The 25,978-nt window shown below is 68.8% G+C and carries 26 protein-coding genes; 12 read left to right on the forward strand and 14 right to left on the reverse strand.

The window, feature by feature from the left end; genetic code table 11:
* Positions 1-47: 47 nt before the first annotated feature.
* A complete protein-coding gene (locus tag ACIHAO_RS38305; RefSeq protein ID WP_396566430.1) occupies positions 48-1,052 on the forward strand; it encodes an ABC transporter permease in 1,005 nt (334 codons plus the stop codon).
* Here the strand turns inward: ACIHAO_RS38305 and ACIHAO_RS38310 are convergent.
* From ACIHAO_RS38310 to ACIHAO_RS38320, 3 genes are read right to left on the reverse strand one after another with little or no spacing between them, the layout of a single operon-like run.
* Positions 990-1,400 (reverse strand): secondary thiamine-phosphate synthase enzyme YjbQ, encoded by a 411-nt coding sequence (locus ACIHAO_RS38310; protein WP_396566432.1) that lies wholly within the window; start codon positions 1,398-1,400, stop codon positions 990-992. The genes ACIHAO_RS38305 and ACIHAO_RS38310 overlap by 63 nt on opposite strands.
* 5 nt (positions 1,401-1,405) lie before the next feature.
* Entirely contained in the window at positions 1,406-2,215 is an 810-nt protein-coding gene (locus ACIHAO_RS38315; RefSeq protein WP_396566434.1) for a DUF3626 domain-containing protein, read from the reverse strand.
* 10 nt (positions 2,216-2,225) lie between these two features.
* Positions 2,226-2,789, reverse strand: coding sequence for a helix-turn-helix domain-containing protein (locus ACIHAO_RS38320; RefSeq protein WP_396566436.1), 564 nt, complete (start codon positions 2,787-2,789; stop codon positions 2,226-2,228).
* A gap of 31 nt (positions 2,790-2,820) precedes the next feature.
* Between ACIHAO_RS38320 and ACIHAO_RS38325 the strand changes: the two genes are divergently transcribed.
* A complete protein-coding gene (locus tag ACIHAO_RS38325; RefSeq protein ID WP_396566519.1) occupies positions 2,821-3,351 on the forward strand; it encodes a GNAT family N-acetyltransferase in 531 nt (176 codons plus the stop codon).
* A gap of 56 nt (positions 3,352-3,407) precedes the next feature.
* On the opposite strand, the gene ACIHAO_RS38330 is transcribed toward ACIHAO_RS38325, so the two are convergent.
* The 5 genes from ACIHAO_RS38330 to ACIHAO_RS38350 form a co-directional block, all read right to left on the reverse strand.
* Entirely contained in the window at positions 3,408-4,052 is a 645-nt protein-coding gene (locus ACIHAO_RS38330) for a response regulator transcription factor (protein ID WP_034311085.1), read from the reverse strand.
* 16 nt (positions 4,053-4,068) lie between these two features.
* On the reverse strand, positions 4,069-5,340 hold the full coding sequence (locus tag ACIHAO_RS38335) for a sensor histidine kinase (RefSeq protein ID WP_396566438.1): 1,272 nt from the start codon (positions 5,338-5,340) through the stop codon (positions 4,069-4,071).
* Between the two features lie 81 nt (positions 5,341-5,421).
* Positions 5,422-5,622, reverse strand: coding sequence for a hypothetical protein (locus ACIHAO_RS38340; protein ID WP_125786427.1), 201 nt, complete (start codon positions 5,620-5,622; stop codon positions 5,422-5,424).
* Between the two features lie 10 nt (positions 5,623-5,632).
* Entirely contained in the window at positions 5,633-6,748 is a 1,116-nt protein-coding gene (locus tag ACIHAO_RS38345; RefSeq protein ID WP_396566440.1) for a fatty acid desaturase family protein, read from the reverse strand.
* Positions 6,749-6,761: 13 nt separating this feature from the next.
* Positions 6,762-7,853 carry a ferredoxin reductase gene (locus ACIHAO_RS38350; RefSeq protein ID WP_396566442.1) on the reverse strand — a complete coding sequence of 364 codons (1,092 nt, stop codon included), beginning with the start codon at positions 7,851-7,853 and terminating at the stop codon, positions 6,762-6,764.
* An 89-nt stretch (positions 7,854-7,942) separates the two neighbouring features.
* Here ACIHAO_RS38350 and ACIHAO_RS38355 point away from each other — a divergent pair, with 89 nt between their 5' ends.
* From ACIHAO_RS38355 to ACIHAO_RS38375, 5 genes are all read left to right on the forward strand, one after another.
* On the forward strand, positions 7,943-8,599 hold the full coding sequence (locus tag ACIHAO_RS38355; protein ID WP_396566444.1) for a TetR family transcriptional regulator: 657 nt from the start codon (positions 7,943-7,945) through the stop codon (positions 8,597-8,599).
* A gap of 520 nt (positions 8,600-9,119) precedes the next feature.
* Positions 9,120-10,226 carry a Re/Si-specific NAD(P)(+) transhydrogenase subunit alpha gene (locus ACIHAO_RS38360; RefSeq protein WP_396566446.1) on the forward strand — a complete coding sequence of 369 codons (1,107 nt, stop codon included), beginning with the start codon at positions 9,120-9,122 and terminating at the stop codon, positions 10,224-10,226.
* On the forward strand, positions 10,226-10,525 hold the full coding sequence (locus ACIHAO_RS38365) for an NAD(P) transhydrogenase subunit alpha (protein ID WP_007032801.1): 300 nt from the start codon (positions 10,226-10,228) through the stop codon (positions 10,523-10,525). Before ACIHAO_RS38360 ends, ACIHAO_RS38365 begins: the two co-directional genes overlap by 1 nt.
* On the forward strand, positions 10,522-11,907 hold the full coding sequence (locus ACIHAO_RS38370; protein ID WP_396566448.1) for an NAD(P)(+) transhydrogenase (Re/Si-specific) subunit beta: 1,386 nt from the start codon (positions 10,522-10,524) through the stop codon (positions 11,905-11,907). Before ACIHAO_RS38365 ends, ACIHAO_RS38370 begins: the two co-directional genes overlap by 4 nt.
* Positions 11,904-12,653: a lipoate--protein ligase family protein gene (locus tag ACIHAO_RS38375; RefSeq protein WP_396566450.1), complete on the forward strand. Its 750-nt coding sequence runs from the start codon at positions 11,904-11,906 to the stop codon at positions 12,651-12,653. The genes ACIHAO_RS38370 and ACIHAO_RS38375 overlap by 4 nt, the downstream gene beginning before the upstream one ends.
* Before the next feature lie 101 nt (positions 12,654-12,754).
* Here ACIHAO_RS38375 and ACIHAO_RS38380 read toward each other — a convergent pair whose 3' ends face one another.
* Positions 12,755-13,519: a histone-like nucleoid-structuring protein Lsr2 gene (locus ACIHAO_RS38380; protein ID WP_396566452.1), complete on the reverse strand. Its 765-nt coding sequence runs from the start codon at positions 13,517-13,519 to the stop codon at positions 12,755-12,757.
* Between the two features lie 157 nt (positions 13,520-13,676).
* On the opposite strand from ACIHAO_RS38380, the gene ACIHAO_RS38385 reads away from it, so the two are divergent.
* Positions 13,677-15,050 (forward strand): dihydrolipoyl dehydrogenase family protein, encoded by a 1,374-nt coding sequence (locus tag ACIHAO_RS38385; RefSeq protein WP_396566454.1) that lies wholly within the window; start codon positions 13,677-13,679, stop codon positions 15,048-15,050.
* 161 nt (positions 15,051-15,211) lie between these two features.
* On the opposite strand, the gene ACIHAO_RS38390 is transcribed toward ACIHAO_RS38385, so the two are convergent.
* The gene (locus ACIHAO_RS38390; protein ID WP_396566456.1) at positions 15,212-16,675 is read right to left on the reverse strand and encodes a hypothetical protein; all 1,464 of its coding nucleotides are present in this window, start codon (positions 16,673-16,675) and stop codon (positions 15,212-15,214) included.
* Positions 16,676-16,868: 193 nt separating this feature from the next.
* Between ACIHAO_RS38390 and ACIHAO_RS38395 the strand changes: the two genes are divergently transcribed.
* From ACIHAO_RS38395 to ACIHAO_RS38410, 4 genes are all read left to right on the forward strand, one after another.
* On the forward strand, positions 16,869-18,341 hold the full coding sequence (locus tag ACIHAO_RS38395) for a S8 family serine peptidase (protein ID WP_396566458.1): 1,473 nt from the start codon (positions 16,869-16,871) through the stop codon (positions 18,339-18,341).
* Between the two features lie 223 nt (positions 18,342-18,564).
* The gene (locus tag ACIHAO_RS38400; protein ID WP_091599164.1) at positions 18,565-19,068 is read left to right on the forward strand and encodes a DUF3145 domain-containing protein; all 504 of its coding nucleotides are present in this window, start codon (positions 18,565-18,567) and stop codon (positions 19,066-19,068) included.
* A gap of 42 nt (positions 19,069-19,110) precedes the next feature.
* Positions 19,111-19,704: a hypothetical protein gene (locus ACIHAO_RS38405; RefSeq protein WP_396566460.1), complete on the forward strand. Its 594-nt coding sequence runs from the start codon at positions 19,111-19,113 to the stop codon at positions 19,702-19,704.
* A gap of 65 nt (positions 19,705-19,769) precedes the next feature.
* A complete protein-coding gene (locus tag ACIHAO_RS38410) occupies positions 19,770-22,130 on the forward strand; it encodes a cation-translocating P-type ATPase (RefSeq protein ID WP_396566462.1) in 2,361 nt (786 codons plus the stop codon).
* A gap of 266 nt (positions 22,131-22,396) precedes the next feature.
* Here ACIHAO_RS38410 and ACIHAO_RS38415 read toward each other — a convergent pair whose 3' ends face one another.
* The 4 genes from ACIHAO_RS38415 to ACIHAO_RS38430 form a co-directional block, all read right to left on the reverse strand.
* Positions 22,397-23,647, reverse strand: a complete 1,251-nt coding sequence (locus ACIHAO_RS38415) for a beta-ketoacyl synthase (RefSeq protein WP_125786415.1) — start codon at positions 23,645-23,647, stop codon at positions 22,397-22,399.
* Between the two features lie 40 nt (positions 23,648-23,687).
* The gene (locus ACIHAO_RS38420) at positions 23,688-23,933 is read right to left on the reverse strand and encodes an acyl carrier protein (RefSeq protein ID WP_396566465.1); all 246 of its coding nucleotides are present in this window, start codon (positions 23,931-23,933) and stop codon (positions 23,688-23,690) included.
* Between the two features lie 68 nt (positions 23,934-24,001).
* Entirely contained in the window at positions 24,002-24,985 is a 984-nt protein-coding gene (locus ACIHAO_RS38425; protein ID WP_396566467.1) for a beta-ketoacyl-ACP synthase III, read from the reverse strand.
* Complete coding sequence (locus ACIHAO_RS38430; RefSeq protein WP_396566469.1) at positions 24,982-25,908, reverse strand: ACP S-malonyltransferase; 927 nt, start codon at positions 25,906-25,908, stop codon at positions 24,982-24,984. Before ACIHAO_RS38430 ends, ACIHAO_RS38425 begins: the two co-directional genes overlap by 4 nt.
* Between the last annotated feature and the right edge of the window lie 70 nt (positions 25,909-25,978).

The following is a 25,978-nucleotide window of genomic DNA, read 5'->3' on the forward strand; positions in this document are numbered from 1 at the left end:
TACGTTGGCGACTAATTCAACATGAGATGAATAAATGGAGGACGGCCATGCCGACCCAGAGCCATCGCCCTGCCGGGGCGTTCGCCTTACTCGCCGCGGTGGCCGGTGCGCTGATCGCCGCCGTACTCGGCTTTCTGACCTTCGGCGCGCAGGCCACCGTCGCACCCGACGGTCTCCCCCTTGCCGTTGCCGCGCCCCCGGGGCCGCTCCAGGCGGCCGCGAAGGGGATCGCGTCCCATGGCGGAGGACAGGTTTCGTGGCGGGTGACCTCGCTGGAGGAAGGCCGGAAACTGCTGGAGGACAAGGAGGTCTACGGAGTCCTCGAACTTCCTTCGACGGTCGTGGTCTCCGGGGCGGTGAACCCGTCCGGAACGCAGATCGCGCAACAGGCGCTGACCGGCGCGGCGCAAGCACTGGGCGGGACACCCAAGGTCGAAACGCTGCACCCCGCCAGTGCGGCAGGGCGGGTCGCGCCGCTCGCGCTGAGCGCGCTGGCTTGGGACGGCTGCCTGGCCGCGGGCGCCGTGCTGATCCTGGCCGGACGGCGGATCGGCCGGGATGCGGGAGCCGCCGCGCGCTGCACGCAGATCGTTTCGGCAGGTGTGCTGGTCACCGGTGTGCTGGCCGGATTCCTGAAGCTGTGGGACTCGTCGCTCCCGCTCGGCTGGGACGTCCTCGGCTTCCTTTTCCTTGCCTCGACCGCGTTCGCCGCTCTGCAGACCGGCCTGCTGCGCCTGCTCGGCGTGCGGGCGATGGCGATCCTCGGCCCGCTGTACCTGGTCGCGCCCGCCGTCGCGGGTCAGGTGCCGGAACTGCTGAACCCCGCGTACCGCGCGGTGCTGTGGTCATGGACGCCGTTCAGGTTCTCCGCCGAAGGCCTCCGGAGCCTGCTGCAGGGCGTGCCCGGCGCACCGGACGTCGCGACCGGGGTCTGGGTGCTCGCCGGACTTCTCGCGGCGGGGCTGCTGCTCGCGCTGTGGCCGGGCCGGTCAGCCCTCCAGAAGACTGAAGCGGACTCGCCGGACCGGGTTGTCCAGGTTGGTGTCCACTAGGCAGATCGACTGCCAGGTGCCCAGCGTCAGCACGCCGCCGAGCACCGGGATCGTCGCGTACGGCGGCAGCAGCGCGGGCAGGACGTGGTCACGGCCGTGACCGGGACTGCCGTGCTGGTGCCGCCAGCGGCCGTCGCGGGGGAGCAGGTCGTCGAGCGCCGCCAGCAGGTCGTCGTCGCTGCCCGCGCCGGTCTCGAGGATCGCCAGCCCGGACGTCGCGTGCGGGACGAAGACGTGCAGGATCCCGTCCTCGGCGTCCGCGTCGCGAAGGAAGGTCTCAGCGTCCTTGGTCAGGTCGTGCACCACGGCCACGCTGCCGGTGCGCACCTCGATCTCCGTGGAATACATGCTCTTCACGGTAGTGCCCCGAAGCGTGCGACGTAGTGCCAGACGCGTTTGAGGGCCTGCTGGTCGACGTGGCGCGCTTCGCCGAGGACACGTGGATCCAGATAGCCGTCCTCGGCCAACGTCAGGCCGAGTTCGACGAATTCGGCGCCGCGGTATCCGGGGTGCCGTTCGAGTTCTTCGGTCGACAGGCGGAAACCCGGATGCCATTCGACCGGGCAGCCGAGTCGTGACGCGGCCTTTTCGACGTCGGTGCCGCGGTGACTCGGGTCGAGCACGAGCGCTTCGACATCCGTCGAGAGGTCGACGGGGCCGTGGACGTGCGCCTCGATGTAGTCGTCGAGAAGATCGGTGTCGTCTTGCTCCGCCAGTGCTATCAGCGCGGAAACCCTGGTGCCGTGGCCGAAATCGTGGGGTGCCAGCACGCTGTCCGGATAACAGAACGTCGTCCTGTCCACGGTGTGCGCGGCCATCCGGAAATGGGCCGAGCCGAATCTCGGCGCGGCGCCGGCCGCGCGGCGACGGAAGTTCAAGGCGCCGTACTTCGGCCGTTCGGCCGGTGGCGCGTCGTCGTAGGCGCCGCCGAACATGCGGCTCTCCCATCGCCAGCGATCCCCGCCGGGATACGCGGTCAGCCCTCCGTTGCTCGTCCCGGTTTCGAACTGGTTGCGGTAGAACCCGTCCGCCGCCATCGCCGCCAGCAGCGGACGTCCGTCCACTGTGGAACCGTCCGGATGGAAGTGCAGGGTCACCGGCAGCCCGGCCTCGTACCCGCCGCGTGCTTTCGCCGCGACGTACGCGAGGGCCCGGTGCGCCATCAACCGAGTATCAGGCGTGCCGCCGGGCGAGCGCGACCAGATATCGGACCGGCTCCCCGGTCGGGTTGACGTAGGCGCATTGCTGCGGAGTGCCGAGCTGAAGGCAGTCTCCCACGTCGAGTTCGTGCTCGACGTCGCCCTCGCGGAACCGCAGATGCCCGTCCAGCACCCAGATCTGGTGATGGGTCAGCGCATAGGTGTGGGCGGGGAAGGCGACCTCGGCACCCGCGGGCAGCACGACCTCGACCAGTTCGAGCGGCCCGCCGAGCGAAGGCGACACCGCGCGGCGCACGTAGCCGGTGTCCGGGTCGGTCCAGGCCGGCTGATCGGCCACGCGCACGAGCCGCCGGTCGCCGTGTTCGGCACGCGCGATCAACTCGGACAACGTCATCCCGAGGGCGGCGGAAAGCCTGCTGAGCAGAACGGCCGTCGGCTGCGCCTCCCCGCGTTCGATCTTGCCGATCATCGCCCTGGACACCCCCGAGGACTCGGCGAGGGCGTTGGCCGAAAGATTCTGGTCGAGTCTCGCGGACTGAAGCGTCGCGGCGAGCGACGCGGACAAGGGATCCGACATGCTGATCACTATAGTGGCAGCCTCGGTTACTATGGTCGCCATGGTGATCAGGGAAGCGACGGAAGCCGACGCGACGGCGTGCGCGGAGATCTACGCGCCGTATGTCACCGACACGGTGATTTCGTTCGAGACCGAGCCGCCCAAGCCGGACGAGATGGCCGAGCGCATCGCCAAGGCGCAGCAATCGCATGCCTGGCTCGTGCTTGAGGACGACGAAGGCCGCGTCGCCGGCTACGCCTACGGAGGCCCCTTCAGCGGTCGACCTTCGTATCGCTGGTCTTGCGAGGTCAGTATCTATCTGGAGCTCGGCCGGCGGCGGACCGGTGGCGGGCGCGCGCTCTATCAAGCGCTGCTGGACAAGCTGGCGTCACGCGGTTTCCGGAACTTCTGCGCGGGAATGGTGCTGCCGAACGACGCGAGCGCCGGACTGCACAGCGCGATGGGATTCGAGCCGGTGGGGACCTATCGGCGGATCGGATACAAACACGGGGCCTGGCGGGATGTCATGTGGGTGCAGCTGTGCCTGCCGGAGGTGGACGGGGTGCCGGTCGAGCCGGCCTAGGCCGAAGGGATCTTTCCCCGCATGCGATGCAGCGAAAGATCCCTTCAGCCCTCTTCTCAGGACTCCAGGTATCGCAGCACGGCGAGAACCCGCCGGTTGTCCCCTTCGGACTGGGGCAGCGCCAGCTTCCCGAAGATGCTCGACACGTACTTCTCCACCGAGCCCGCGGAAAGGAACAGTGCCGCCGCGATGGCCGAGTTCGACCGCCCCTCGGCCATCAGCCCCAGCACTTCACGTTCCCGCGGCGTCAGTCCCGCGAGCGCGTCCGTCTTCCGGGTGGCGGTGAACAGCTGGCTGACCACTTCCGGGTCGAGCACGGTCTCACCGTCGGCGACCCGCTGAAGCGCGTCGAGGAAGTCCGACACCTCCGCGACCCGGTCCTTCAGCAGGTAGCCGACGCCGCCCGCGCGGTCGGCGAGGAGTTCCGTCGCGTACTGCGTCTCGACGTACTGCGAGAACAGCAGGATCGCGCACCCCGGCAGCTCCGCACGCAACGCGATCGACGCGCGGAGTCCTTCGTCCGTGTGCGTCGGCGGCATCCGGATGTCCACAATGGACACGTCCGGCCGGTGTTCGCGAACCGCCGCGCACAGGCTGTCGCCGTCGGCGACGGCCGCGACGACCTCGTGTCCCCGAAGATTCAGCAGTTCGACGAGTCCCGCCCGCAGGATGGCCGAATCCTCCGCGATCACGACGCGCACGCCGCCCCCCATTGTTCTATTTCCGTAGTGGTATCTCCGCGCTGATCACCGTAGGCCCCCCGGGAGGGCTGTCGATGTCGAGCCCGCCGTCCACCGTCGCGAGCCGCTCGGCGATTCCGGCGAGCCCGCCGCCCCGTTCCAGCCGGGCCCCGCCTTCACCGCCGTCCCGCACCACGAGGCGCAGGCCGTCGCCGACGATACCCACGTCGACCTCGATCGCGGCGGAAGTGTGTTTGGCGGCATTGGTCAGCAACTCGGCGACGGTGAAGTAGGCGATCGTCTCGAGCGACGGCGACGGCCTGCTCGGCAGGTCCACGGTGATCCGCACGTCGATGCCCGAGCCCGCGGCCAAAGTGGACAGTGCGACGTCGAGACCGGCGTCGAGTGCGGCGGGGTGGATGCCGCGGGCGAGGTCGCGCAGCTCGACCAGCGCCTGTTTCGCGTTGGCGTGCGCGGCGGTGACCAGGGTGGTGACCTGCTCGATGTCGCCGTCGCCCGCCAGCTCGTCCTTCGCGATGCCGAGCTTCATCGCCAGCGCGACCAGCTGGGCCTGCGCGCCGTCGTGCAGGTCGCGTTCGATCCGGCGCAGCCGTCGCGTCGCGTCGTCGACCGCGGTCGCCCGGGTGCGTTCGAGATCGCGCACACGTTTGGAGAGGTCCTCGGCGCCGAGCACCCCGCGCACCAGCAGGCGGTCGAATTCGGCGAGGCCGTGGACCACCCACGGCATCGCCAGCAGCACGGCCAGCCCGGTGAGGGCGAGCGGCAGGGTGAGGGGCCAGGTGTCGACGCGGAGGTCGAACGTCGGCATGGCCTCGCCGTTCAGGGTGAACCAGAACAGCGGATAGGTCAGCGTGCTCACGGCGTACACGAACAAAGTCACGACCAGGAAGAACCCGGTCAACGACAACGGCAGCCGGATCACCAGATAGGCGATCGACCGCCAGCCCATCGGATCCCCGAGCCGCCCTTTGACCCCGTTCCAGAGCCCCGGCCGCAGCTCGGGCCGGGCAGGCGGGGCGACCGTGGTCCCGAGCAGGGCACGCGCCAGGCCGAGGTGGGCGGCGCCGATCAGCCGCGCTCCCGCCAGGACGCCGATGAGCACCGGCAGGCCGATGGTGAGCAGGCTCAGGCCGATCCCGAGGAACAGCCCGACGACGACGAGCGCCATGAACACCAGCGTCAGCGGCGCGCCGATGATCACCCACGCCAGCTCCGCCCAGTACGCGCGGCTCAGTTGCGCGCTGAGGACGCGACCGGCGAACCGGCGCGGGGCGAGGCGGGTGATCATGGCTTCAGCCTGCCTTGGTCACCGCCTCGTGCCCATCCGGTTTTCCGTAATCTTCGTCCGAAGCCGGCGTGGGGCGACCCTCTAGTCTTCGCGCGTCCCGTCGGCCTGCGCCCGCTGGGACGCCTCACGCATCTCGATGACGTCCGTCAGCCAATCGCCGGTCTCGCGGGCGATGTCCCGGATCGCGCCGGTGATGATCGTCGCGATGTTGCCGATGTGGGTGGCCGCGGACTCGGTGACCTCTTGGACCACGTCCTTGGTGCTTTCGAACTGACCGACCATGTCAGACACCTTAAGCCGCTCGGAGGGTCTTGTCGCTCTCCACGGTAGCCGGAGTGCGCGGTTCACCGTTCCAGGGCAGTGCCAGTTTCACGATCTTCTTGGCCACCGAGAACAGCTGCTTGTGCAGGGGACCGGTGTTGTAGGGGAGGCCGTACTTCTCGCAGATCGCCCGCACCTCGCCCGCGATCTCCGGGTAGCGGCGCGCGGGGATGTCCGGGAACAGGTGGTGCTCGATCTGGTGCGAGAGGTTCCCGGTCATGATGTGGAAGAGCTTGCCGCCGGTGATGTTCGCCGAGCCGAGGATCTGCCGCAGGTACCACTGGCCCCGCGACTCGTTCTCGGTCTCTTCCTCGGTGAAGCTCTCGACGTCGGCGGGGAAGTGCCCGCAGAAGATGATCGAGAACGCCCACAGGTTGCGGGTCAGGTTCGCGGTGGCGTTGCCGAGGAAGGTCAGCGGGGCGAGCGGACCGGTCAGCAGCGGGAACAGCACGTAGTCCTTGCCGACCTGGCGCCCGGCCTTCTTGAGCATCTTCAGGCCGACCTCCTTGTTGTCCGACCATTTGCGCTCGCCCTTGACGACGCGGTCGAACTCGAGGTCGTGCAGCATGACGCCCCACTGGAAGAACAGCGCGAGCAGCGTCGCGTACACCGGGTTGCCCAGGTAGTACGGGTGCCATTTCTGCGCGGTGTCCATCCGCAGGACGCCGTAACCGATGTCGCGGTCCTTGTCGAGGATGTTGGTGTACGTGTGGTGGATGTAGTTGTGGGAGTGGCGCCAGTTCTCCGACGGCGCGACGGTGTCCCATTCGAACTTCTGCGAGCTCAGCGCCGGGTCGCGCGTCCAGTCGTACTGGCCGTGCATGACGTTGTGGCCGATCTCCATGTTGTCGAGGATCTTCGCCACCGAAAGCGCGGTCACCCCGGCGACCCACGCCGGCGGGAAGAACCCGGCGAACAGCAGCCCGCGTCCGGCGACTTCGAGCGCGCGCTGGGTCTTGATCACGTTGTGGATGTAGTCGACGTCGACCTGGCCGAGGTCGGCGACGATCCGCTGCCGGATCTCGTCCAGTTCGCGGCCGAACTCCTCGACCTGGGCGGGGGTGAGCTTGTCCTGCAAGCCGGTCATGACCGACTCCTTTCTAAGCGTTGATCTCGACGTCCCCGACCGGGACGGAGATGCAGAGCTGGATCTCTTCGTTCTCTTCGCTGGAGGTCTCGCCGGTCTTGGCGTTGCGCACGCAGCCGGAGGTCTTGATCTGCGTGCAGGAGAAGCAGATGCCCATCCGGCAACCGTGCTCCGGGCTGAGCCCCGCCTCTTCGGCCTGCTCCAGCAACGGTTTCCCGGAGTTGGCGAATTCGCGGCCGCTGCGCGCGAACCGCACCTGCCCTTCGGCGTTCTCGGTGTCGAAGGTGAGCGCCGGCGGCGTGAACTCCTCGGTGTGCAGATGTGCGCCGAGACCGTCGGCCTCGAAGACCTCGCGGACCGAATCCATCAGCGGCTTCGGACCGCACAGGAACGTTTCGGCGTCGGGATACCACGGCGCGGCCTCGGCGAGGTGTTCCTTCGAGAAGAACCCGTGCAGGTCGCCGCCGGCTTTGGCGTGAGTGAACGCGTGTACCACCCGCAGGCCGGGCAGGCGGCGCGCGAGGTCGGCGAGCTCGGCGCGGTAGAGCGCGTCTTCGGCCCCGTTGGAGTAATGCAGGAAGGTGAGATCGCCCTCGTGCTTCTCGTCCGCCAGCGTGCGCAGCATCGACAGGACGGGCGTGATCCCGCTCCCGCCGCTCAGCAGCAGGATCCGCCGGGGCCTCGGCGACGGCAGCGTGAATTCACCGTCCGGAGTGGACAGTCCGAGCACCGAACCGATGGTGACCGTGCGGTTCAGGTGTCGCGAGACCAGCCCCTGCGGATCGGCCTTGATCGTCAGTTCCAGTGATCCGTCGTGCTCCGAACCTGCGGGCGAGTAACAGCGGGTCCGGCGGACGCCGTCGATCTCGACGGTCACCCGCACGTACTGGCCCGCGACGTGTCCCCGCCAGGCGCGGCTCGGCCGGATGGTCAGCGTGACCGTGTCGGGTGTCTGGCGCCGGACGTCGGTGACCAGGCCGCGGATCTCCCGGCGGACCAGCATCGGATCGACGAGTTCGAGGTAGCGGTCCATGCCATGGGGCGTGAGCAGGGCCTCGGCCAGCGAGGCCAGCCGCCTGGCCCTGCGCGGTACCAGTGCCGTCATCGCTTCTCCCAAATTCAGTGAACGCTTGTACACTCAATAGTGAAGTGGCGATGGTCGCGCTTGTCAACGCGAGAGGAGGGCGATGTGACGTGGGTGATACCGCGGAGGCGATTACGCTGTCCGTCGTGACAACGGAGCCCGTTTCCCGGCGGGAGCGCAAACAGCGCACACGGCAGGCGCTGCTGGACGCCGCCCTGGATCTGGTGGCGGAACGAGGGTTCTCCGGGCTGAGCCTGCGCGAGGTGGCGAAACAGGCCGGAATCGTGCCGACGGCGTTCTACCGCCATTTCGCGTCGATGGACGAACTGGGCGTGGCGCTCGTCGAGGAGTCGATGCGCACACTGCGCACGATGATCCGTTCGGCACGCACCAGACCGGCCGCGTACAACGACATGATCAAGATGTCCGTGCGCATCCTGCGCGAGCACGTCCGGGCGCACGAGGACCACTTTCATTTCCTCACCCGGGAGCGTTACGGCGGCACGGGACCGGTCCGGCAGGCGATCGCGTTCGAACTCAAGCTCTTCGTCAGCGAACTCGCCGTCGACCTCGCGCGGTTCGACAATCTCCGCGAATGGAGCACCGAAGATCTCCACCTGCTCGCCGACCTGATCGTGACGACCATGCTCACGACGGTGCTGGAGTTGCTCGAGGCGCCTTCGCGGGACGACGAGATCGGGCGCACGGCCGAACGGCGGCTGCGGCTGATCTTTCTGGGCGTGCCGAACTGGCGAAGCGTTCCGTGATGCGGAAAGCGCTGCCCTAAGCCTGAGTGCATCCGCGCAGGGCGTCTTGGGTATCTACATGGGTTCCGGCTGCGGGTCGGTGCCAGGCCCGGTCCGTGAAGGCCTCCTTGAGGGACCCAGAGTCCCTCAAGGAGGCCTTCACGGACTCGATAATCGCCACGTTCGCCCCACAGACAGCAGCAGTTACGGCGGCTGCGCGTGAAGGCCCCTTCCCTCGGCTCAGCCGAGGAAACTCGACCTTCACACCTTCCCCAGTACATGAAGGACCCCTTCCTTGCGCCTAGCGCAAGGAAGGGGTCCTTCATGTACCTCGTGCAGGCTTAAACACACCACGTTCGGCTCTCCTCTCCCCAGCGGCCGACCCCCTATGACGTCGCGCACCTGGATCGATGGCTGGATCGATCGTGATGAGCGATGTCACGGAAAGATGCCGTCCGGATACGTTCAGCCAGGAAAGTTGTCGGTCGGACGTGGTAAACAGTGCGGGTTCGTGTGGTCCTCTCCAGCGAGGAGGTCGCCTGTGGCGGCAGAAAACGAGCAGCTCACGGTCGGTGTTGTCCGGGAAACCGGACAAGGTGAACGCCGCATCGCGCTGGTACCGAAGCTCATCGAGCGCGTCTCCGGACGCGGACTGCGGGTGGTGGTCGAGCCCGGCGCGGGCGCCGGCGCGCTGCTCGCCGACGAGACCTTCGAGCAGGCCGGCGCGGTGATCGGCGACCCGTGGGATGCCGACATCGTGGTGAAGGTGGCGCCTCCGAGCGCGGCCGAAGTCGCGAAGCTCAAGCAGGGCACCATTCTCATCGGCTTCCTGAATCCACGGGGTGATCCGGACGGGATAGCGGCGCTCGAATCGGCGGGCGTCCGCGCCTTCGCCGTCGAGGCGATCCCGCGGATCTCCCGCGCGCAGGCGATGGACGCGTTGTCGTCGCAGAGCAGTGTCGCGGGTTATCGCGCGGTGTTGCTGGCGGCGGAGAAGCTCACCCGGTTCTTCCCGATGCTCACCACCGCGGCGGGGACGGTGCCACCGGCGAAGGTGCTCGTGCTCGGCGCGGGTGTCGCCGGTTTGCAGGCCTTGGCGACGGCGAAACGGCTCGGCGCGCAGACCACCGGGTACGACGTCCGGCCCGAGGTCGGCGAGCAGGTCAAGTCGCTCGGCGCGAAATTCCTCGACCTCGGCATCGAGGCGGTCGGCGAAGGCGGATACGCCCGCGAGCTGACCGACGAGGAAAAGGCCGAGCAGCAACGCAGGCTCACCGAGGCGATCACGAGGTTCGACGTCGTGATCACCACCGCGCTCGTCCCTGGCCGCAAGGCGCCCGTCCTCGTCACCGCCGACGCGGTGAAGGGGATGCCCGCCGGTGGTGTCGTGGTCGACCTCGCCGGCGAGTCCGGCGGCAACTGCGAACTGACGAAACCGGGCGAGGAGGTCGTCGAGCACGACGTCACCATCTGCTCGCCGCTCAACCTCGCCGCGGAGATGCCCGCGCATTCCAGCGAGCTCTACGCGCGCAACGTCACCGAGTTGCTCGAACTGCTCGTCGATAAGGAGGGCAAGCTCGCGCTCGACTTCTCCGACGAGATCGTCGCCGGGGCCTGCGTGGCCGGAAAAGAAGAAGGGGGCGAGTGATGCTCGTAGGCAGTTTGGCGATCCTCGTACTCGCCGGATTCGTGGGCTTCACGGTCATTTCCAAGGTGCCCAACACGCTGCACACCCCGCTCATGTCGGGCACCAACGCCATCCACGGCATCGTCCTGCTCGGCGGGCTCATCGTGCTCGGCCTCGGTGTCGACGGCGTACTGAACAAGATCCTGCTGGTGATCGCGATCGCCTTCGGCACGATCAACGTGGTCGGCGGCTTCCTCGTCACCGACCGGATGCTCTCGATGTTCAAGGCGAAGAAGCCGGAAGACGGTGGTGACAAGTGACGACCTTCATCGCCGTCCTCTACATCATTTCCTTCGCACTGTTCATCTACGGCTTGATGGGATTGACCGGTCCGCGCACCGCGGTACGCGGCAACTGGATCGCCGCGATCGGCATGGGCATCGCGGTGATCGCGACGCTCCTGACCCCGGGAATGAGCAACTGGCTGCTGATCGCGCTCGGCGTCGCGATCGGTGTCGTCGTCGGCGTGCCGTCCGCGCGCAAGGTGAAGATGACCGCGATGCCGCAGATGGTGGCGCTGTTCAACGGCGTCGGCGGCGGGGCGGTCGCGCTCATCGCGTGGGTCGAGTTCCGCACCACCGAGGGCTACGCGCACGAGCCGGCGTACGTCGCGATCGCGTCGTTGTTCGCCGCGATCGTCGGTTCGGTGTCCTTCTGGGGCTCGAACATCGCGTTCGGGAAACTGCAGGAGCTCATCTCCGGCCGCCCGATCACGCTGGGCAAACTGCAGCAGCCGGTGAACGCGCTGGTGCTGATCGCCGCGATCGTCTTCGCGGTCGTCATCGCCGTCGGCGGTGACGCCGAACTGCTGATGATCGGCCTGCTGCTCGCGGCGGGCGTGCTCGGCGTGGTGGTCGTGCTGCCGATCGGCGGCGCGGACATGCCGGTCGTCATCTCGTTGCTGAACGCGCTCACCGGGTTGTCCGCCGCGGCCATGGGGCTCGCACTCGACAACACCGCGCTGATCGTGGCCGGCATGATCGTCGGTGCTTCGGGTTCGATCCTGACGAACCTGATGGCGAAGGCGATGAACCGGTCGATCCCGGCCATCGTCGCCGGCGGGTTCGGTGGCGGCACGGCGGTTTCGAGCGGTGGCTCCGGCGAGGTCCGCCCGGTCCGCAGCACCAGCGCGTCCGACACCGCGATCCAGATGGCGTACGCGAACAAGGTCGTGGTCGTCCCCGGCTACGGCATGGCCGTCGCGCAGGCACAGCACGTGGTCCGCGAGATGGCGAAACTGCTGGAGGCCAAGGGGATCACGGTCGCCTACGCCATCCACCCGGTGGCCGGCCGGATGCCTGGGCATATGAACGTGCTCCTCGCCGAGGCCGACGTCCCGTACGAACAGCTCAAGGAAATGGACGAGATCAACTCCGAGTTCGCCCAGACCGACGTCGCGCTGGTGATCGGCGCGAACGACGTCACGAACCCGGCCGCGGAGACCGATCCTGGCTCGCCCATCTACGGGATGCCGATCCTCAAGGTGAACCACAGCCGGTCGGTGATCGTGCTCAAGCGCTCGATGAGCTCGGGCTTCGCCGGCATCGACAACGAGCTCTTCTACGATGCGAAGACAAGCATGCTCTTCGGCGACGCCAAATCGTCGGTGGGCGAGATCGTGGAGGAACTCAAAGCACTGTGATCGGTCCCTCGGAAGTCGTCGCCTCGTTCGACGACCCGGCCGACAACCTCGCGTTCGACGAAGCCCTCCTGCGCGCCGCACCGGAGGCGCCGGTCCTGTGGATCTGGCGCAGCACCGACTCCGTGGTCGTGGGGCGGGGGCAGAAGATCGAACGCGAGGTCAAGGCCGACGTCTGCGCGGCCGACGGCGTCCCGGTGCTGCGCCGGGCCAGCGGCGGCGGCACCGTGTTCCACGATCCCGGCAATCTCAACATCACCCTCGTCCTGCCAGAGCTCGGTTTGTCGGCGAAAGCCGTCAAGCCGCTCGAAGCGCTCGGGGAACTGATGACCGCGACGGTGGCCGAACTCGGGCTGCCGTCGCGGGTCGGTGATCGGGGACTGTTCGTCGGTGACGCGAAGCTGTGCGGTTTCGCCGTGTTCCGGACGAGAACGGGCTTGCTCGCGCACTCGACACTGCTCGTGTCGACCGCGGCCGAGCGGGTCGGCCGGTACCTCACTTCGGCACCCGCGGATCCCCGTCCGCTCGACTCCCACCGGAGCCCGGTCGCGTCGCTCGCCGAGCATGGCCTGCGTAAAGGTGTTGCCGAAGTCACGGCCGCGGTCCGCGTGGCGGCGGCCGCGCGACTGGGTGAACTCACCACCCGGAAGCCCTCGGCCGAGGAGCGGGAGTGGCACCGCTCGCTCCGGCACACGCGGTACGGGTATCCGAAGTGGCATTCGGAAGGGGCTCAGCGTCCGGCCTCGTGAGTGGTAAGTGTCGTTCTAACGACACTTACCACTCACGAGACCGGACACAAATGGCCCCCTTCGCTCAATTACGCGAAGGGGGCCATTTGCTTTTAGCGGAACTACTTTTCGGTGGCCGAGAATGTCACGGCAGGCACCTTACGGGCGGCGCGCGTGGCCTTCTTCGGCTCCGTGGCCTTCTTCACCGGCGTCTTGGCGGCGGCCTTCGGCGCGGCCTTGGCGGCCGTCGTCTTCGCGGCAGCTGCCTTCGGCGCGGCCTTCGCGGCAGTCGTCTTGGCCGCGGTCTTCGGCGCTGCGCCGGCTGTCGTCTTGGCCGCGGTCTTCGGCGCTGCGCCGGCCGTGGTCTTGGTCGCGGCGGCGGTCTTCGCGCGACCGGCCGGAGCCTTGGCCGAGGTGGGCTTCGCCGTCGTGCCGCGGGTCGCCTTCGCCTTGGCAGCGGTGGCTTTCGTCGTGGTCTTGGCCGGAGCCTTGGCCTCCGCCTTGGCTGCGGTGGTCTTCGCGGCGGCGGTCTTGGGAGCGGCTTTGGCGGCGGCGGGCTTGCGACCGGCGACACCCTTCGCGGCGGGCTTGCGGCCCGGCTTCGCGGCCGACTTCGCCTCGGCCTTCGCGGCGGTGGCCGTGGTCTTCGGGGTCGACTTCGACACCCGGGCGCCCTTGGGTCGCTGCACGACCCGCGGCCGCAGTTTCCGTCCACCGATCCGTCGGCCGTTGTCCACATAGGCACGCAGGATTTCCCGGAGTGCGGTGGCGTTGTCGGCCGAAAGGTCGATGTCGTAAGCGATTCCGTCCAAACCGAAAGCGACCGTTTCTTCGGCCGCCTCGCCGGTCAGATCATCCAGCAGATGCACAGCAGTGTTCCTGGCCATGAAAAAACCTCCCGCGCTCGATCGTTCTACTGCGTAACCGGCACGGTGCAACCTGAACCCGCGGCTGATGACTCACGCAGCGACACGAGGATAGCGGCAGGTTGCGCGAAGCTGCGCGGTGGTGTGCGCTGAATGCATGTCAGCACAGACTTTTGACGTGATCGTGATCGGAGGCGGCCCCGTCGGCGAGGTCGCCGCCGAACGGGCAGCACGCGGCGGACTGCGGGTCGCGCTCGTCGAACACGAGCGCTTCGGCGGCGAATGTTCTTACTGGGCCTGCATTCCGAGCAAGGCGCTGCTGCGGCCGGGGAACCTCCTCGCCGCCGCCAAGCGGGTGCCCGGCGTCCCGGTGGGCGACGCGGTCGACCCGGCCGAGGTGTTCGCGCGCCGGGACTGGTTCACCGGCAAGGGAGACGACACCGGACAGGTCAAGTGGGCCGAAGGCGTCGGGATCGTCCCGATCCGCGGGCACGGCCGGATCACCGGTGAGCGGGAGGTCACCGTCGACGGCGGCGACGTGCTGACCGCGCGGCACGCCGTGATCGTCGCCACGGGCAGTGTCCCGCGTACGCCGTCGATCCCCGGGCTGGACACCGTTTCCCCGTGGGGTTCGCGAGAGGCGACTTCGGCGGAGAAGGTTCCGGGTCGTCTCGGCGTACTGGGCGGCGGTGTGGTCGGAGTCGAAATGGCGCAGGCCTTCGCCACCCTCGGCGCCGAAGTCCACCTGATCATCTCGGGGGCGCGTCCCTTGCCGCGGCTGCCGGAGTTCGCGGGTGACGCCGTCATCGCGGGACTCCGCGAAGCCGGGGTCACCGTGCACACCGGCTCCGGCATCGACTCCGTGTCCGCAGTGGACGGTGGCAAGGAATTGGCGTTGAAGGGCGGCGACCGGTTGGTCGTCGACGAACTCCTCGTCGCCACCGGCCGCCGCCCGGCGACCGACGGACTCGGCGTCGAGTCGATCGGGCTCGAAGCGGGCGCGCCGCTCGAGACGGACGACAACGGCCGTGTGTCCGCTGTGGACGGTGACTGGCTGTTCGCGGTCGGGGACGTCACCGGCCGGGCGCCGCTGACCCATCAGGGCAAATACGCGGCCAGGGCCGCCGGGGACTCCGTGGCCGCGCGGGCGGCGGGCAAGCCGGTCGATTCCGCCGCATGGAGCGCGCACAGCGCCACGGCCGATCACCACGCCATCCCGCAGGTCGTCTTCACCGACCCGGAGGTCGCTTCGGTCGGGCTAGCCGGACCCGAGGAGGGCAAGCCGCACCGCGTCGTCGACATCGACATCGCGGTCGCCGGTTCTTCGCTGCACGCGGACGGTTACGCGGGCAAGGCGCGGATCGTCGTCGACACCGAACGCGGTGTCCTCCTCGGCGCGACCTTCGTCGGGCAGGACGTCTCCGAACTGCTGCACTCGGCGACGATCGCGATCGTCGGGGAGGTCCCGCTGTCGCGGCTGTGGCACGCGGTCCCGTCGTTCCCCACGATCAGCGAGGTGTGGCTGCGCCTCCTGGAGGCATATGGCCTTTAGGTCGTATCCGGTAAGTCATGTCCGTGGTCTTCGCGCCCAGGCGGTCCCTGACGGCACGGGCGGATGCGGCCGAGTACGACCCGGTACGAGGCCGATCCGCCCGCACCGTCAGGAACCACCTGGATCACGAAGCCCGTCGAACATGACTTACCGGACACGCCCTAGCCGTTCACCGGCAGTTCGAGCGCGGCCTTCGCGCCGCGGACCAGGCCGGGATCGTCCGCAGTGGACGGTCCCGGCACCCACACCACCTGCACCAGCCGGACCGATTTCCCGTCGAGGCCGCTCTGGTAGGCGGCGCCCTCGAACACCGGGACCTCGCCCTGCCACTGGTTGGTCTCGGTGGCGAGGTCGAGGATGCCGCCACCGCCGGGGGTGTCGGCGGCGGCCTTGAACGCGGTCGCCTGTTCGGTGTTCGGGAATTCCACGACGGCGATCGTCACCGCGGCGGCCCGGCCGTCGATGGAACTGGCGAAACTGGCCCGTTTCACCCCCGCGCAACTCGTCCGCTGAAGGCTCGCCTGGACGTCGCCGTACGCGTGCGACGCGCATTTCTGGTCCGCGGCCGACGCCCGCGAGGTGAACTGGATGTTCTCCACCGCGCTGCTGCTCGGCGGCGGAGGGTTGGTGGCCGGAGTCGGCGGCGGGGGAGTCTGCGTGGACGCCGTGTCGTCACCGCCGGAGGCCACGCTGATGGCCGCGACCAGCAGCACGATGAGCAGGCCGATCGCGGCGACCGGAAGCCACTTCACCGTCCTGGACTGGTGCGATTTCTTCGGGGACGGTTCGGCAGGAGCGGGCGCCGCCGGCGGCGGGGTTTGCCGGGCCGGAGGAGCGGGCTTCGCGGCGACGGCCTGCTGAACAGGCTGAACGGGCGGGGCCGCCTGCACGGGCTTGACGGGCGGAACGGGCGGAGCGGCCGGTTTCGCCGGTCTCTTCGCCTTCCCCGGATGCTGCACCGGAACCGTCGGGGCGATGGCGACGAGCGGGTTCTCGCGGATCACCGTCGGCTCGTCGTCGGAGTAGGCGGAGAAACCCTCGCCGAGCAACATCTCCTCGGGCATCGGCGGCGCGTCCGGGGCGAGCGCGGCGATCAGTTCCCGCGCCTGCTGGACCGAGCGGGGCCGGGGCGCGGTGGCCAGCGAGACCGTCGCGGCGAGCATCGTCGTCGCCGTCGGGTACAGGACACGGACCGAGCCGGCGAGATCCGCGGCCGGCTGGTCGACCGTCTCCACATAGGGGCCGACGGCGATGATCGTGCCGATCGGCCCGGCGCCGGGGGCGACGTCCGCGATCTTGTGGGTGCACGCGGCGGACAGCGAGAGCGCGTCCGTGGCCGGGTTGATCGAGGTGTCACCGTGGACCAGCGGCCAGCCGTCGGCCTTCCACGGTCCGCCGAGCGGGGCTTCGAGTTTCAGCGCCGGGTCCGGCAGGTCGACGCCGATGACGATGAGGACGCCCTTCGGCATGACGACGACGGCCTCCACGGGCCGCCCGTCGACCGGGCTGGCGCCGACGAGGGCGACCCCGCCGACGACGTTGCTGCCCCGGCCGAGTGAAGCCAGCGCGGCGCGGACGTCCTCGGCCACCCGGGACGGCTGTTGAGCGAGGCGAACGAGTCGCACCGAACCCCTCCCCATCTCGTCGGTCTCGCTGCACAAACTAGCGCCTCCATCCGGAGCAACGGGAAGACACGTCGCAGGTAGGCGCGGTGATGTTGCTCCGAAAAGTTGTAATGCGCGTGAGCACCGTCACCCGTCCGGGTGGTACTCGTTGGTAGGTGACAGTTCCTTGCCCCCTGTCACCAGGAGAAACGCAATGGCCGTATCTCGTCCTTGGCGTCGACGCGCAGCCCTCGTCGTCGCCCTGCTGGCCGTCCCGGCCGCGGGGATGGTCCCCGCGCAGGCCGCGGGGCCGCTCGCCCCCGTCGCCCCCGGACTGTCCCGCCTGCTCTCGGCCGTCGCCGGCGCCACGGGGGTGACCGCGCTCGTGCACGCCGACGACGTCGCCACCGCCGAACGCGCGACCCGCTCGGCCGGACTCACGAAGATCACCTCGTTCGGGAAGATCGGCGTCGTCGCCGTCCGGGGCACCGCAGACCAGGTGCGCGCGGTGCGCGAGGCCGCCGGGGTCACCTACGTCGAAGGCAACGAGAAGCTCAAGGCACACGGCAGCTCCGGCACCACGGCGACGCGGAGCCTCCAGACGCAGGCGCAGCTCAAGGACGCCGGCGGCGCTCCCGTGGACGGCCGGGGCGTCTCCGTCGCGATCATCGACACCGGCGTCGACCCGACCCATCCGGCGTTCAAGGGCGCCGACGGCAAGACGCGGGTGGTGCGCAACCTCAAGAGTCTCTGTCTCGACGGCACGGCGACGAACTGCATCGTCGACGTCCCGACCTCCGTCGACACCGACACCCTCGCCCTCGGCGGCCATGGCACGCATGTCACCGGCATCGCCGCCGGGAACCAGCTGACTCTGACCGACGGCACCAAGGTCGGCGGCTCGGCGCCGGGCTCGAAGATCGTCTCGGTCTCGACCGGGGCGGCGCTGCTCGTGCTCGGCACGGACGCGGCGCTGAACTGGGTGCTGGAGAACCACAGGGCACCCTGCGGCCCGGGTGTCGCGGCGTCGGTCTGCCCGCCGATCAAGGTGACCAACAACTCCTACGGTCCCAGCGGCGGCGGCACCTTCGACCCGAACTCGGCGACCGTGAAACTGCAACGCGCGCTCGCCGCGGAAGGCGTCGTCACGGTGTGGGCGAACGGGAACGACGGCGGTGACGGTTCGGCGAACCTCTCCAACCCGCCGGGGCAGGACCAGACACCGGGCGTGCTTTCCGCGGCGTCGTTCAACGACCAGGGGACCGGCACCCGCGACGGCACGGTGTCCGACTTCTCCTCGCGCGGTCTGAAGACCGACCAGGCGAGCTGGCCCGACGTTTCCGCGCCGGGGGAGAACATCCTCTCGTCCTGCCGTCCCACGCAGCCGATCTGCACGCAGGGCCTGCAACCGAAGAACGGCCCGGGACTCCTGGACCTCGCCACCTACAACGTGATCAGCGGGACCTCGATGGCGGCACCGCAGATCGCCGGCATCGTCGCGCAGCTGTTCCAGGTCGCGCCGTCCGCGACCCCGGGTGACATCGAGGCCGCGATCAAGGGCACGGCGTACAAGTTCGCCAACGGCTCGCCGTACGTGGCGGCCGGGCCGTACACGTCGAGCTTCGACAAGGGCACCGGCCTGGTGGACACCTTCGCCGCGGCGAAGTCCCTGGGCGCCCAGGGTTAACCCGCGTGAAGGCCCCCTTCACGCGGCTGAGCCCGGGAAAGGGGGCCTTCACGTGAGTCACGCGTCCCAATCAGGTGCGACTTGTGGTGTTCATGTGGCCAAACAGCACAGTTGGGGTGCACAATGTGCTCACGCGTACCGGGAGGCGGCACGAGCCACCTGACCAGCGCAGCTCGCGAGGTCGTAGGGGAAGACGCCCCTCGTCGAGTAGCGGAGGTCAGCAGTGAGCACCCGTGGCAACACCCGTGGCGTGGTGTACGTCCACTCGTCGCCGTCTGCGGTGTGTCCGCACGTCGAGTGGGCCATTTCGGGCACCCTGGGTGCCCGAGTCGAGTTGAAGTGGACGGCGCAGCCCGCCAGTCCAGGACAGCTCCGCGCCGAATGTGGTTGGCGTGCGCCTTCGGGCACCGGCGGAAAGCTGGCGTCCGCGCTCAAGGCGTGGCCGATGATCAGGTTCGAAGTCACCGAAGAGCCCAGTGCGGGGGTCGACGGCGAGAGGTTCTGTTTCGCCCCGGGTCTCGGCCTGTGGCACGGCAGGACCAGTGCCAACGGCGACATCGTCGTGGGTGAGGACCAGTTGCGCGCTCTCGTGAGCAAGGTCCGCACCGGCGAATCGTTGGCGCACAAGCTCGACGAGCTCCTCGCCGCCAATTGGGACGAAGCGCTCGAACCGTACCGGCACGCCGGTGACGGTGCCCCGGTCACCTGGCTGCACCAAGTCGGGTAGACGCCGGTGAAGACGGAAGAGGCGGGCGGCTAACCTTTCAGGGTGACCGCCCAGCCTCGCCCCTTCTCTCGCCAGCGGTGGCTGATTCCCGTCATCGTGGTCGTGGTCTCCCTGACCGTCGGCGTCGGGCTGCTGGCACGCGATCTCTACCTGCGCCCGGAAGCCGCGCCCACCGAACCGGTCGTCAGCGACTCGCCGACGTCGGTCGCCCCGGAGGAGCAGCCTGGCTCGCCGGCCGTCGAGGTGACTCCCGACGTTTTCGCGCATCCGCAGTACCAAAGCGTCCGGCAGGTGCTGCAGGGATATTTCGACTCCATCAACGAACGCGACTATCCGAAGTGGACTTCGGTGGTCACCCGCGAACGGGCGAAGACCAAGACCGCGGCGGAGTGGAAGAAGGACTATCAGTCCACTCGGGACGGCAGCATCCTCGTCTACCGCATCGAGCCGGGCGCGCCGAACACGCTCCGGGTACTCGTCGCCTTCACCAGTACGCAGGACGTCGAGGACGCGCCGGTGTACCTGCCGGAGGCGTGCATCCGCTGGCGGCTGGTGCTGCCGCTGCGGCTGGAGAGCGGGTCTTGGCGCGTCGACACCACCGAGGGCGGTACCAACCCCGAGCACGAAAGATGCTGAAGTAAGGGGTGACATGGTCCCGCAGGCTGACGCGGGCGGGAACCGGGCGGAATAGAGTCGCGGGCATGGCAATAGATCAGCCGGCCCTGCTGACCGACGCCTCGAGGGGGCTCACCAGCGAAGAGGTCGCCCAGCGGGTGGCCGCGGGCCAGACCAACGTCGTCTCGACGAAGACCAGCCGGACCACCGGCGAGATCATCCGCGCGAACGTCTTCACCCGGATCAACGCGATCTACGGCGTGCTGTTCGTGCTCATCCTGTCGACGGGGTACTTCATCGACGGGTTGTTCGGCGGGTTGATCATCGTCAACAGCGCCGTCGGCATCATCCAGGAACTCCGGGCGAAACGGACCTTGGAGCGGCTGGCCATCGTCGGGCAGGCGAAGCCGACGGTCCGCCGTGACGGGCAGAGCGCCGAGATCGCCCCGGAAGACGTCGTGCTCGGCGACCTCGTCGAACTGGGGCCCGGCGACAAGATCGTCGTCGACGGCCCGACGCTGACGGCCGACGCGCTGGAGGTCGACGAGTCGCTGCTGACCGGTGAATCCGATCCGGTGATCAAACAGCCCGGCGACAAGGTGCTGTCCGGCAGCTTCGTCGTCGCGGGCAGCGGCACCTATCGCGCGGACGTCATCGGCGACGAGTCCTACGCGGCGAAACTGGCCGCGGAGGCCAGCAAGTTCACCCTGGTGAAGTCGGAGCTGCGGCAGGGCATCGACAAGATCCTCAAGTTCATCACGTACCTGCTCGTCCCGGCGGGCGCGCTGACCATCTACAACCAGCTCGCGGGCGACCAGGCGTGGCCGGACGCGCTGCGCGGCATGGTCGCGGCGCTCGTGCCGATGGTGCCCGAAGGACTGGTGCTGATGACCAGCGTCGCGCTGGCGGTCGGCGTCATCCGGCTCGGCAAGCGCCAGTGCCTGGTGCAGGAACTCCCGGCGATCGAGGGCCTCGCCAGGGTCGACGTGGTGTGCGCGGACAAGACCGGCACGCTCACCGAGAACGCGATGCGGCTTTCCGAGGTCCGGGAGATCACGCCGGGCCACCCGGTGGACGCCGCGCTGGCCGCGCTCGCCGCCGCCGATCCCCGGCCGAACGCGAGCCTGCAGGCGATCGCGGAGGCGCACCGGACCGATCCGGGCTGGCGGGTCTCCACGACCATGCCGTTCTCCTCGGCGCGCAAGTGGAGCGGCGCGTCGTTCAACGGCGACGGCGACTGGGTGCTCGGCGCGGCCGACGTCCTGCTGCCCGAGGGGGAGCACCGGGCGGAGGCCGAGAAGATCGGCTCTCGCGGCCTGCGCGTCCTGTTGCTGGGCCGCGCGGAGCGCGCCGTCGACGCGGCCGAAGGACCCGGCGACATCGAACCGGTCGCGCTCGTGGTGCTGGAGCAGAAGGTCCGCCCGGACGCGAAGGACACTCTGGACTTCTTCGCGCACCAGGACGTCGCGGTCAAGGTCATCTCCGGCGACAACGCCATTTCGGTGGGTGCCGTCGCGGGCACGCTGGACCTGCCGGGCGCGGACAAACCCGTCGACGCGCGGAAGCTCCCGGACGACGCCGAAAAACTGGCCGACACGGTGGAGGAACGCGCCGTCTTCGGCCGCGTGACCCCGTTGCAGAAACGCGCGATGGTCGGTGCCCTGCAGTCGAAGGGCCACACCGTCGCGATGACCGGCGACGGCGTGAACGACGTCCTCGCGCTGAAGGACGCGGACATCGGGGTCGCCATGGGCGCCGGCAGCCCCGCCACCCGCGCGGTCGCGCAGATCGTGCTCCTGGACGACAAGTTCGCCACCCTGCCGCACGTCGTCGCCGAGGGGCGGCGCGTGATCGGCAACATCGAGCGCGTCTCGAACCTGTTCCTCACCAAGACGGTCTACTCGGTGCTGCTGGCGCTGATGGTCGGCATCGCGCAGGTGCCGTTCCCGTTCCTGCCGCGGCACATCACCATCACCGCCTGGTTCACGATCGGCCTGCCCGCCTTCGTGCTTTCGCTGGCGCCGAACAACGAACGCGCCCGCAGCGGCTTCGTCGGCAGGGTGATGCGGATGGCCGTCCCGGCCGGGCTCGTCATCGCCACCGCGACCTTCGTGAGCTACCTGCTGGTGTACAAGGGATCCGGACAGTCCGAACTGGACAAGATCCAAGCGGGGACGACCGCGCTGATCACCCTCATCACGATCGCGCTGTGGGTGCTCGGGATCGTCGCGCGGCCGTACCGGTGGTGGAAGATCCTGCTGATCGGCGGGATGGTCGTGCTGACGCTCGCGTTGTTCCTGATCCCGTTCACGCAGAAGTTCTTCGCGCTGGACCCGAGCGTGAGCGCGTACACGCTGTCGGCGTTCGCCTGTGCCGGGGTGGGGATCGTGCTGGTGGAAGCCGCTTGGTGGATCGGGAGGCATCTGGTCAAGCGCTCGGAGGCCTGAAGGTCCCTGTGACGCCCCGGCCAATGCTATGAACGGTCCGTTACTTGCAAAATTCGCAAGTAACGGACCGTTCATAGCATCCGGAGGCGGCGCCCCCGCGACTCCCGCCCTGCTGCAATGAAGGGGCCTTTCATAGCAAAATTTGCTATGAAAGGCCCCTTCATTGCAGCTTTGACCCCGCCTACGGCCCCTCAGCCAGCCCCGACGCACGTGAAGGCCCCCTTCACCGCGCTAGAAGCGGCGAAAGGGGCCTTCACGTACTGAAATCAGGCCGCCGGGGTGAACAGCAGAGCCGTGTTGTGCCCGCCGAAGCCGAACGAGTTGCTGATCGCCGCGCCCAGCTCGACCTTGCGCGCCTCGCCGGAGACGACGTCGAGCTGCACCTTCGGGTCCAGGTCCTCGAGGTTCAGTGTCGCCGGGATGAGCCCGTGGTAGATCGCCAGGATCGTGGCGATGCCCTCGACCGCGCCCGCACCGCCGACCAGGTGGCCGAGCGCGCCCTTGGGAGCGGTCACCACGACGTGCTCGCCGACGGCGTTGCGGATCGCCGCGGCCTCGCCGACGTCGCCGACGACCGTGGAGGTCGCGTGCGCGTTGACGTGGCCGACGTCGGTCGGGGAGACCCCGGCCATCGTCATCGCCTGCCGCATGGCGGCGATCTGGCCGACGCCCTCCGGGTGGTTGCCGGTGATGTGGTAGGCGTCCGAGGTGATCCCGTACCCGCTGAGCTGCGCGTAGATCCGCGCGTTGCGGGCCTTGGCGCGGTCCGCCCGCTCCAGGATCACGACGCCGGAGCCCTCGCCGAGGACGAAACCGTCACGGTTCACGTCGAACGGCCGGGACGCCTTCGTCGGGTCGTCGTTGCGGGTGGACACCGTCCGCGCCTGGGCGAAACCGGCGAGGGTGATCGGGTGGATGCATGATTCGGCACCACCGGCGACCACGACGTCGGCCCGGCCCGAGCGGATCATCTCGTAGCCGGCGGCGATGCCTTCCGCGCCCGACGCGCAGGCCGACGCGGGCGAGTGCACACCGGCACGCGCCTTCAGGTCGATCCCGACGTGTGCGGCGGGACCGTTCGGCATCAGCATCGGCACGGTCAGCGGGGAGACCTTGCGGAGTCCCTGCTTGTGCAGAAGGTCGTTCTGGGAGATCAGGGTGACCGGACCGCCGACACCGGTACCGATGGTCACCCCGAGGCGCTCGGGTTCCACATCCTGATGCTCGTCGGTCGGCTGCTCGAAGCCCGCGTCCGCCCAAGCCTGCCGGGCGGCGATGAGCGCCACCTGTTCACAGCGGTCCAGCCGCCGGGCCTGGACCCGCGGCAGGACTTCGGACGGGTCGACGGCGAGCATGGCGCCGATCTTCACCGGCAGTTCGAGTTCGTCGACCCAGTCGGCTTCGATGCGGCGGATCCCGCTCGCGCCGGCGAGCAGGCCGTCCCACGTGGACGCGACGTCCCCGCCGAGCGGCGTGGTCGCGCCCATCCCGGTGATCACGACGTCGATGTTGCTCATTGGAGTCTCCCCAAGGTCGGCGCCAATCAAGAAGTCGGACTTACTTGGAGTTGGCCGACACGTAGTTCACCGCGTCGCCAACGGTCTTCAGGTTCGCGAGCTCGTCGTCCGGGATCTTGACGCCGAACTTGTCCTCGGCCTGAACAGCGATCTCCACCATGGACAGCGAGTCGATGTCGAGGTCGTCCACGAAGGACTTCTCGGCGGTCACGTCGTCCTGCGCCACACCGGCGACCTCTTCGACGATCTCGGCGAGGCCGGCGAGGATCTTTGCGTTGTCTGCCACTGGTTGTTCCCTTCTCGGTGATGCTTTCGGCTGCCCAGCGGACACGGTGTCCACAAGGGAAGTATTCATCACGGGCAGATGAAGGCCTGGCCCGCGTAGGAGAGTCCGGCACCGAAGCCCACGGCGAGTACGACGTCGCCCTGTTTCGCGGTGCCTGCTTTGCGCATGTGGTCCAGCGCCAGTGGAATCGACGCGGACGAGGTGTTGCCCGAGTACTTGATGTCGTCGGCCACGACCATGTTCTCGCGGGCGCCCTTGGCGCGCAGCTTCTTGGCGATGGCTTCGACGATGCGCAGGTTGGCCTGATGCGGGATCAGCACGTCCACATCGGACGGTTCGAGCCCGGCCAGTTCCAGCGCGTGCAAGGCGATCGGCGCGATCTGCGTGGTCGCCCAGCGGAAGACCGACTGGCCCTCCTGGTAGATCCACTTGTCGTCGCGCATGTAGATGAGGTCGACGTGCTCGCCCGCGCTGCCCCAGGCGACCGGGCCGATCTGCGGGGTGTCGGCCGCGCCGACCACCGCCGCGCCCGCTCCGTCGGCGAAGATGATCGCGTTCGCGCGGTCGACCGGGTCGACGTGGTCGGTGAGCTTTTCGGCGCCGATGACGAGCGCCTTCTTCGCGGTGCCCGCCCGGATGAGATCCGAGGCGACGCCGATGCCGTAACAGAACCCGGCGCAGGCGGCGTTGAGATCGAACGCGGCCGGATGCGTGATGCCGATCCGGTCGGCCACCTGCGCGGCGGCGTTCGGGATCTGCGTGGGCATCGTGCAGTTCGGCAGGATGACCGTGTCCACTTCGGACGGGTCCACCCCGGCGTCCGCCAGCGCGGCGGTGCCCGCCTTGACCGCCATGTCGACCAGCGACTCGTCCTTTTCGGCGAACCGGCGCTCGACGATGCCGACCCGATCGCGGATCCACTGGTCGTTGGTGTCCATGATCTTCGAGAGATCGTCGTTGGTCACGATCTTCTCGGGCTGGAAGCTCCCGACACCGAGGATGCGGGTCCCGGCGGCGCCCGGCGCCTGCCGCAAGGTGGATCGGTCGGTCACGAAGCGTCCTCCTGCCCCTGAAGCTTCGCCAGCTCGGCGGGCGTCTTCAGAGCGATCGTGGTGGTCACGGTTCCCTTGAGCTGCCGCTTGACCAGCCCGGTCAGCGTGCCCGCCGGCGGAAGTTCGAGCGTCGAGGTGACACCCGCGGAGACCAGACCGTCCATGGTCAGATCCCAGCGCACCGGGTTCGTGACCTGCTTGACCAGCCGGTCGAGGTATTCGGCCCCGCTGGTGACGACCTGGCCGTCGGCGTTCGACAGCAGCGGACGCGTCGGGTCCGCCGGGGTGATCTTCGCAGCGTGGGCGGCCAGCGCTTCACGCGCGGGTGCCATGTAGGAGGTGTGGAACGCGCCCGCGACCTTGAGCGCCCGGACCTTGGTGCCCTCCAGCGGCTCGGCCACGATCTTCTCGATCGCGTCGGCGGCGCCGGAGGCGACGATCTGGCCGGCGCCGTTGCGGTTCGCCGCGGCGAGGCCGTGCCCGTCGAGCCACGCGACGACCTGCTCCGGGTCGCCGAGCATGACCGCGGCCATGCTCGTGGGCTCCAGCGCGCACGCCTTCGCCATTTCCGCGCCGCGGACGGCGGCCAGCGCGACGGCGTCTTCGGGGCTCAGCACCCCGGCGATGGCGGCGGCCGCCAGCTCGCCGACGGAGTGACCGGCGACCGGCGAGTCCGCGGCGACCGGGGTCTCACGCTGAAGGTGCTCGAACGCCAGCAGCGACAGCGCCACGATCAGCGGCTGCGTGATCGCGGTGTCCTGGATCTCCTCGGCGTCTGCTTCGGTGCCGAGACGGACCAGGTCGAGACCGGCCCGCTCGGACCAGGCTTCGACGCGCGCGCGGGCACCGTCGAGCTCGAGCCAAGGGGAGAGCATGCCTGGGGCTTGGGAACCCTGACCGGGGGCGAGGACTGCGACTGTCACCCCACTAGAGAACACTCTCGGCCACCATGGTCGTGATGCCGACGCTCACCAAGTCCGGCCGACGTAATTG

It is taken from the genome of Amycolatopsis sp. NPDC052450, assembly GCF_044547565.1.
GTDB lineage: Bacteria > Actinomycetota > Actinomycetes > Mycobacteriales > Pseudonocardiaceae > Amycolatopsis.

What these genes read in the sequence shown, in the direction of transcription:
- ACIHAO_RS38305 (WP_396566430.1), top strand. Translation starts at nt 48, where the DNA reads ATGCCGACCCAGAGCCATCGCCCTGCCGGGGCGTTCGCCTTACTCGCC.
- ACIHAO_RS38310 (WP_396566432.1), bottom strand. Translation starts at nt 1,400, where the DNA reads ATGTATTCCACGGAGATCGAGGTGCGCACCGGCAGCGTGGCCGTGGTG.
- ACIHAO_RS38315 (WP_396566434.1), bottom strand. Translation starts at nt 2,215, where the DNA reads ATGGCGCACCGGGCCCTCGCGTACGTCGCGGCGAAAGCACGCGGCGGG.
- ACIHAO_RS38320 (WP_396566436.1), bottom strand. Translation starts at nt 2,789, where the DNA reads ATGTCGGATCCCTTGTCCGCGTCGCTCGCCGCGACGCTTCAGTCCGCG.
- ACIHAO_RS38325 (WP_396566519.1), top strand. Translation starts at nt 2,821, where the DNA reads ATGGTCGCCATGGTGATCAGGGAAGCGACGGAAGCCGACGCGACGGCG.
- ACIHAO_RS38335 (WP_396566438.1), bottom strand. Translation starts at nt 5,340, where the DNA reads ATGATCACCCGCCTCGCCCCGCGCCGGTTCGCCGGTCGCGTCCTCAGC.
- ACIHAO_RS38340 (WP_125786427.1), bottom strand. Translation starts at nt 5,622, where the DNA reads ATGGTCGGTCAGTTCGAAAGCACCAAGGACGTGGTCCAAGAGGTCACC.
- ACIHAO_RS38345 (WP_396566440.1), bottom strand. Translation starts at nt 6,748, where the DNA reads ATGACCGGCTTGCAGGACAAGCTCACCCCCGCCCAGGTCGAGGAGTTC.
- ACIHAO_RS38350 (WP_396566442.1), bottom strand. Translation starts at nt 7,853, where the DNA reads ATGACGGCACTGGTACCGCGCAGGGCCAGGCGGCTGGCCTCGCTGGCC.
- ACIHAO_RS38365 (WP_007032801.1), top strand. Translation starts at nt 10,226, where the DNA reads ATGCTCGTAGGCAGTTTGGCGATCCTCGTACTCGCCGGATTCGTGGGC.
- ACIHAO_RS38380 (WP_396566452.1), bottom strand. Translation starts at nt 13,519, where the DNA reads ATGGCCAGGAACACTGCTGTGCATCTGCTGGATGATCTGACCGGCGAG.
- ACIHAO_RS38395 (WP_396566458.1), top strand. Translation starts at nt 16,869, where the DNA reads ATGGCCGTATCTCGTCCTTGGCGTCGACGCGCAGCCCTCGTCGTCGCC.
- ACIHAO_RS38410 (WP_396566462.1), top strand. Translation starts at nt 19,770, where the DNA reads ATGGCAATAGATCAGCCGGCCCTGCTGACCGACGCCTCGAGGGGGCTC.
- ACIHAO_RS38415 (WP_125786415.1), bottom strand. Translation starts at nt 23,647, where the DNA reads ATGAGCAACATCGACGTCGTGATCACCGGGATGGGCGCGACCACGCCG.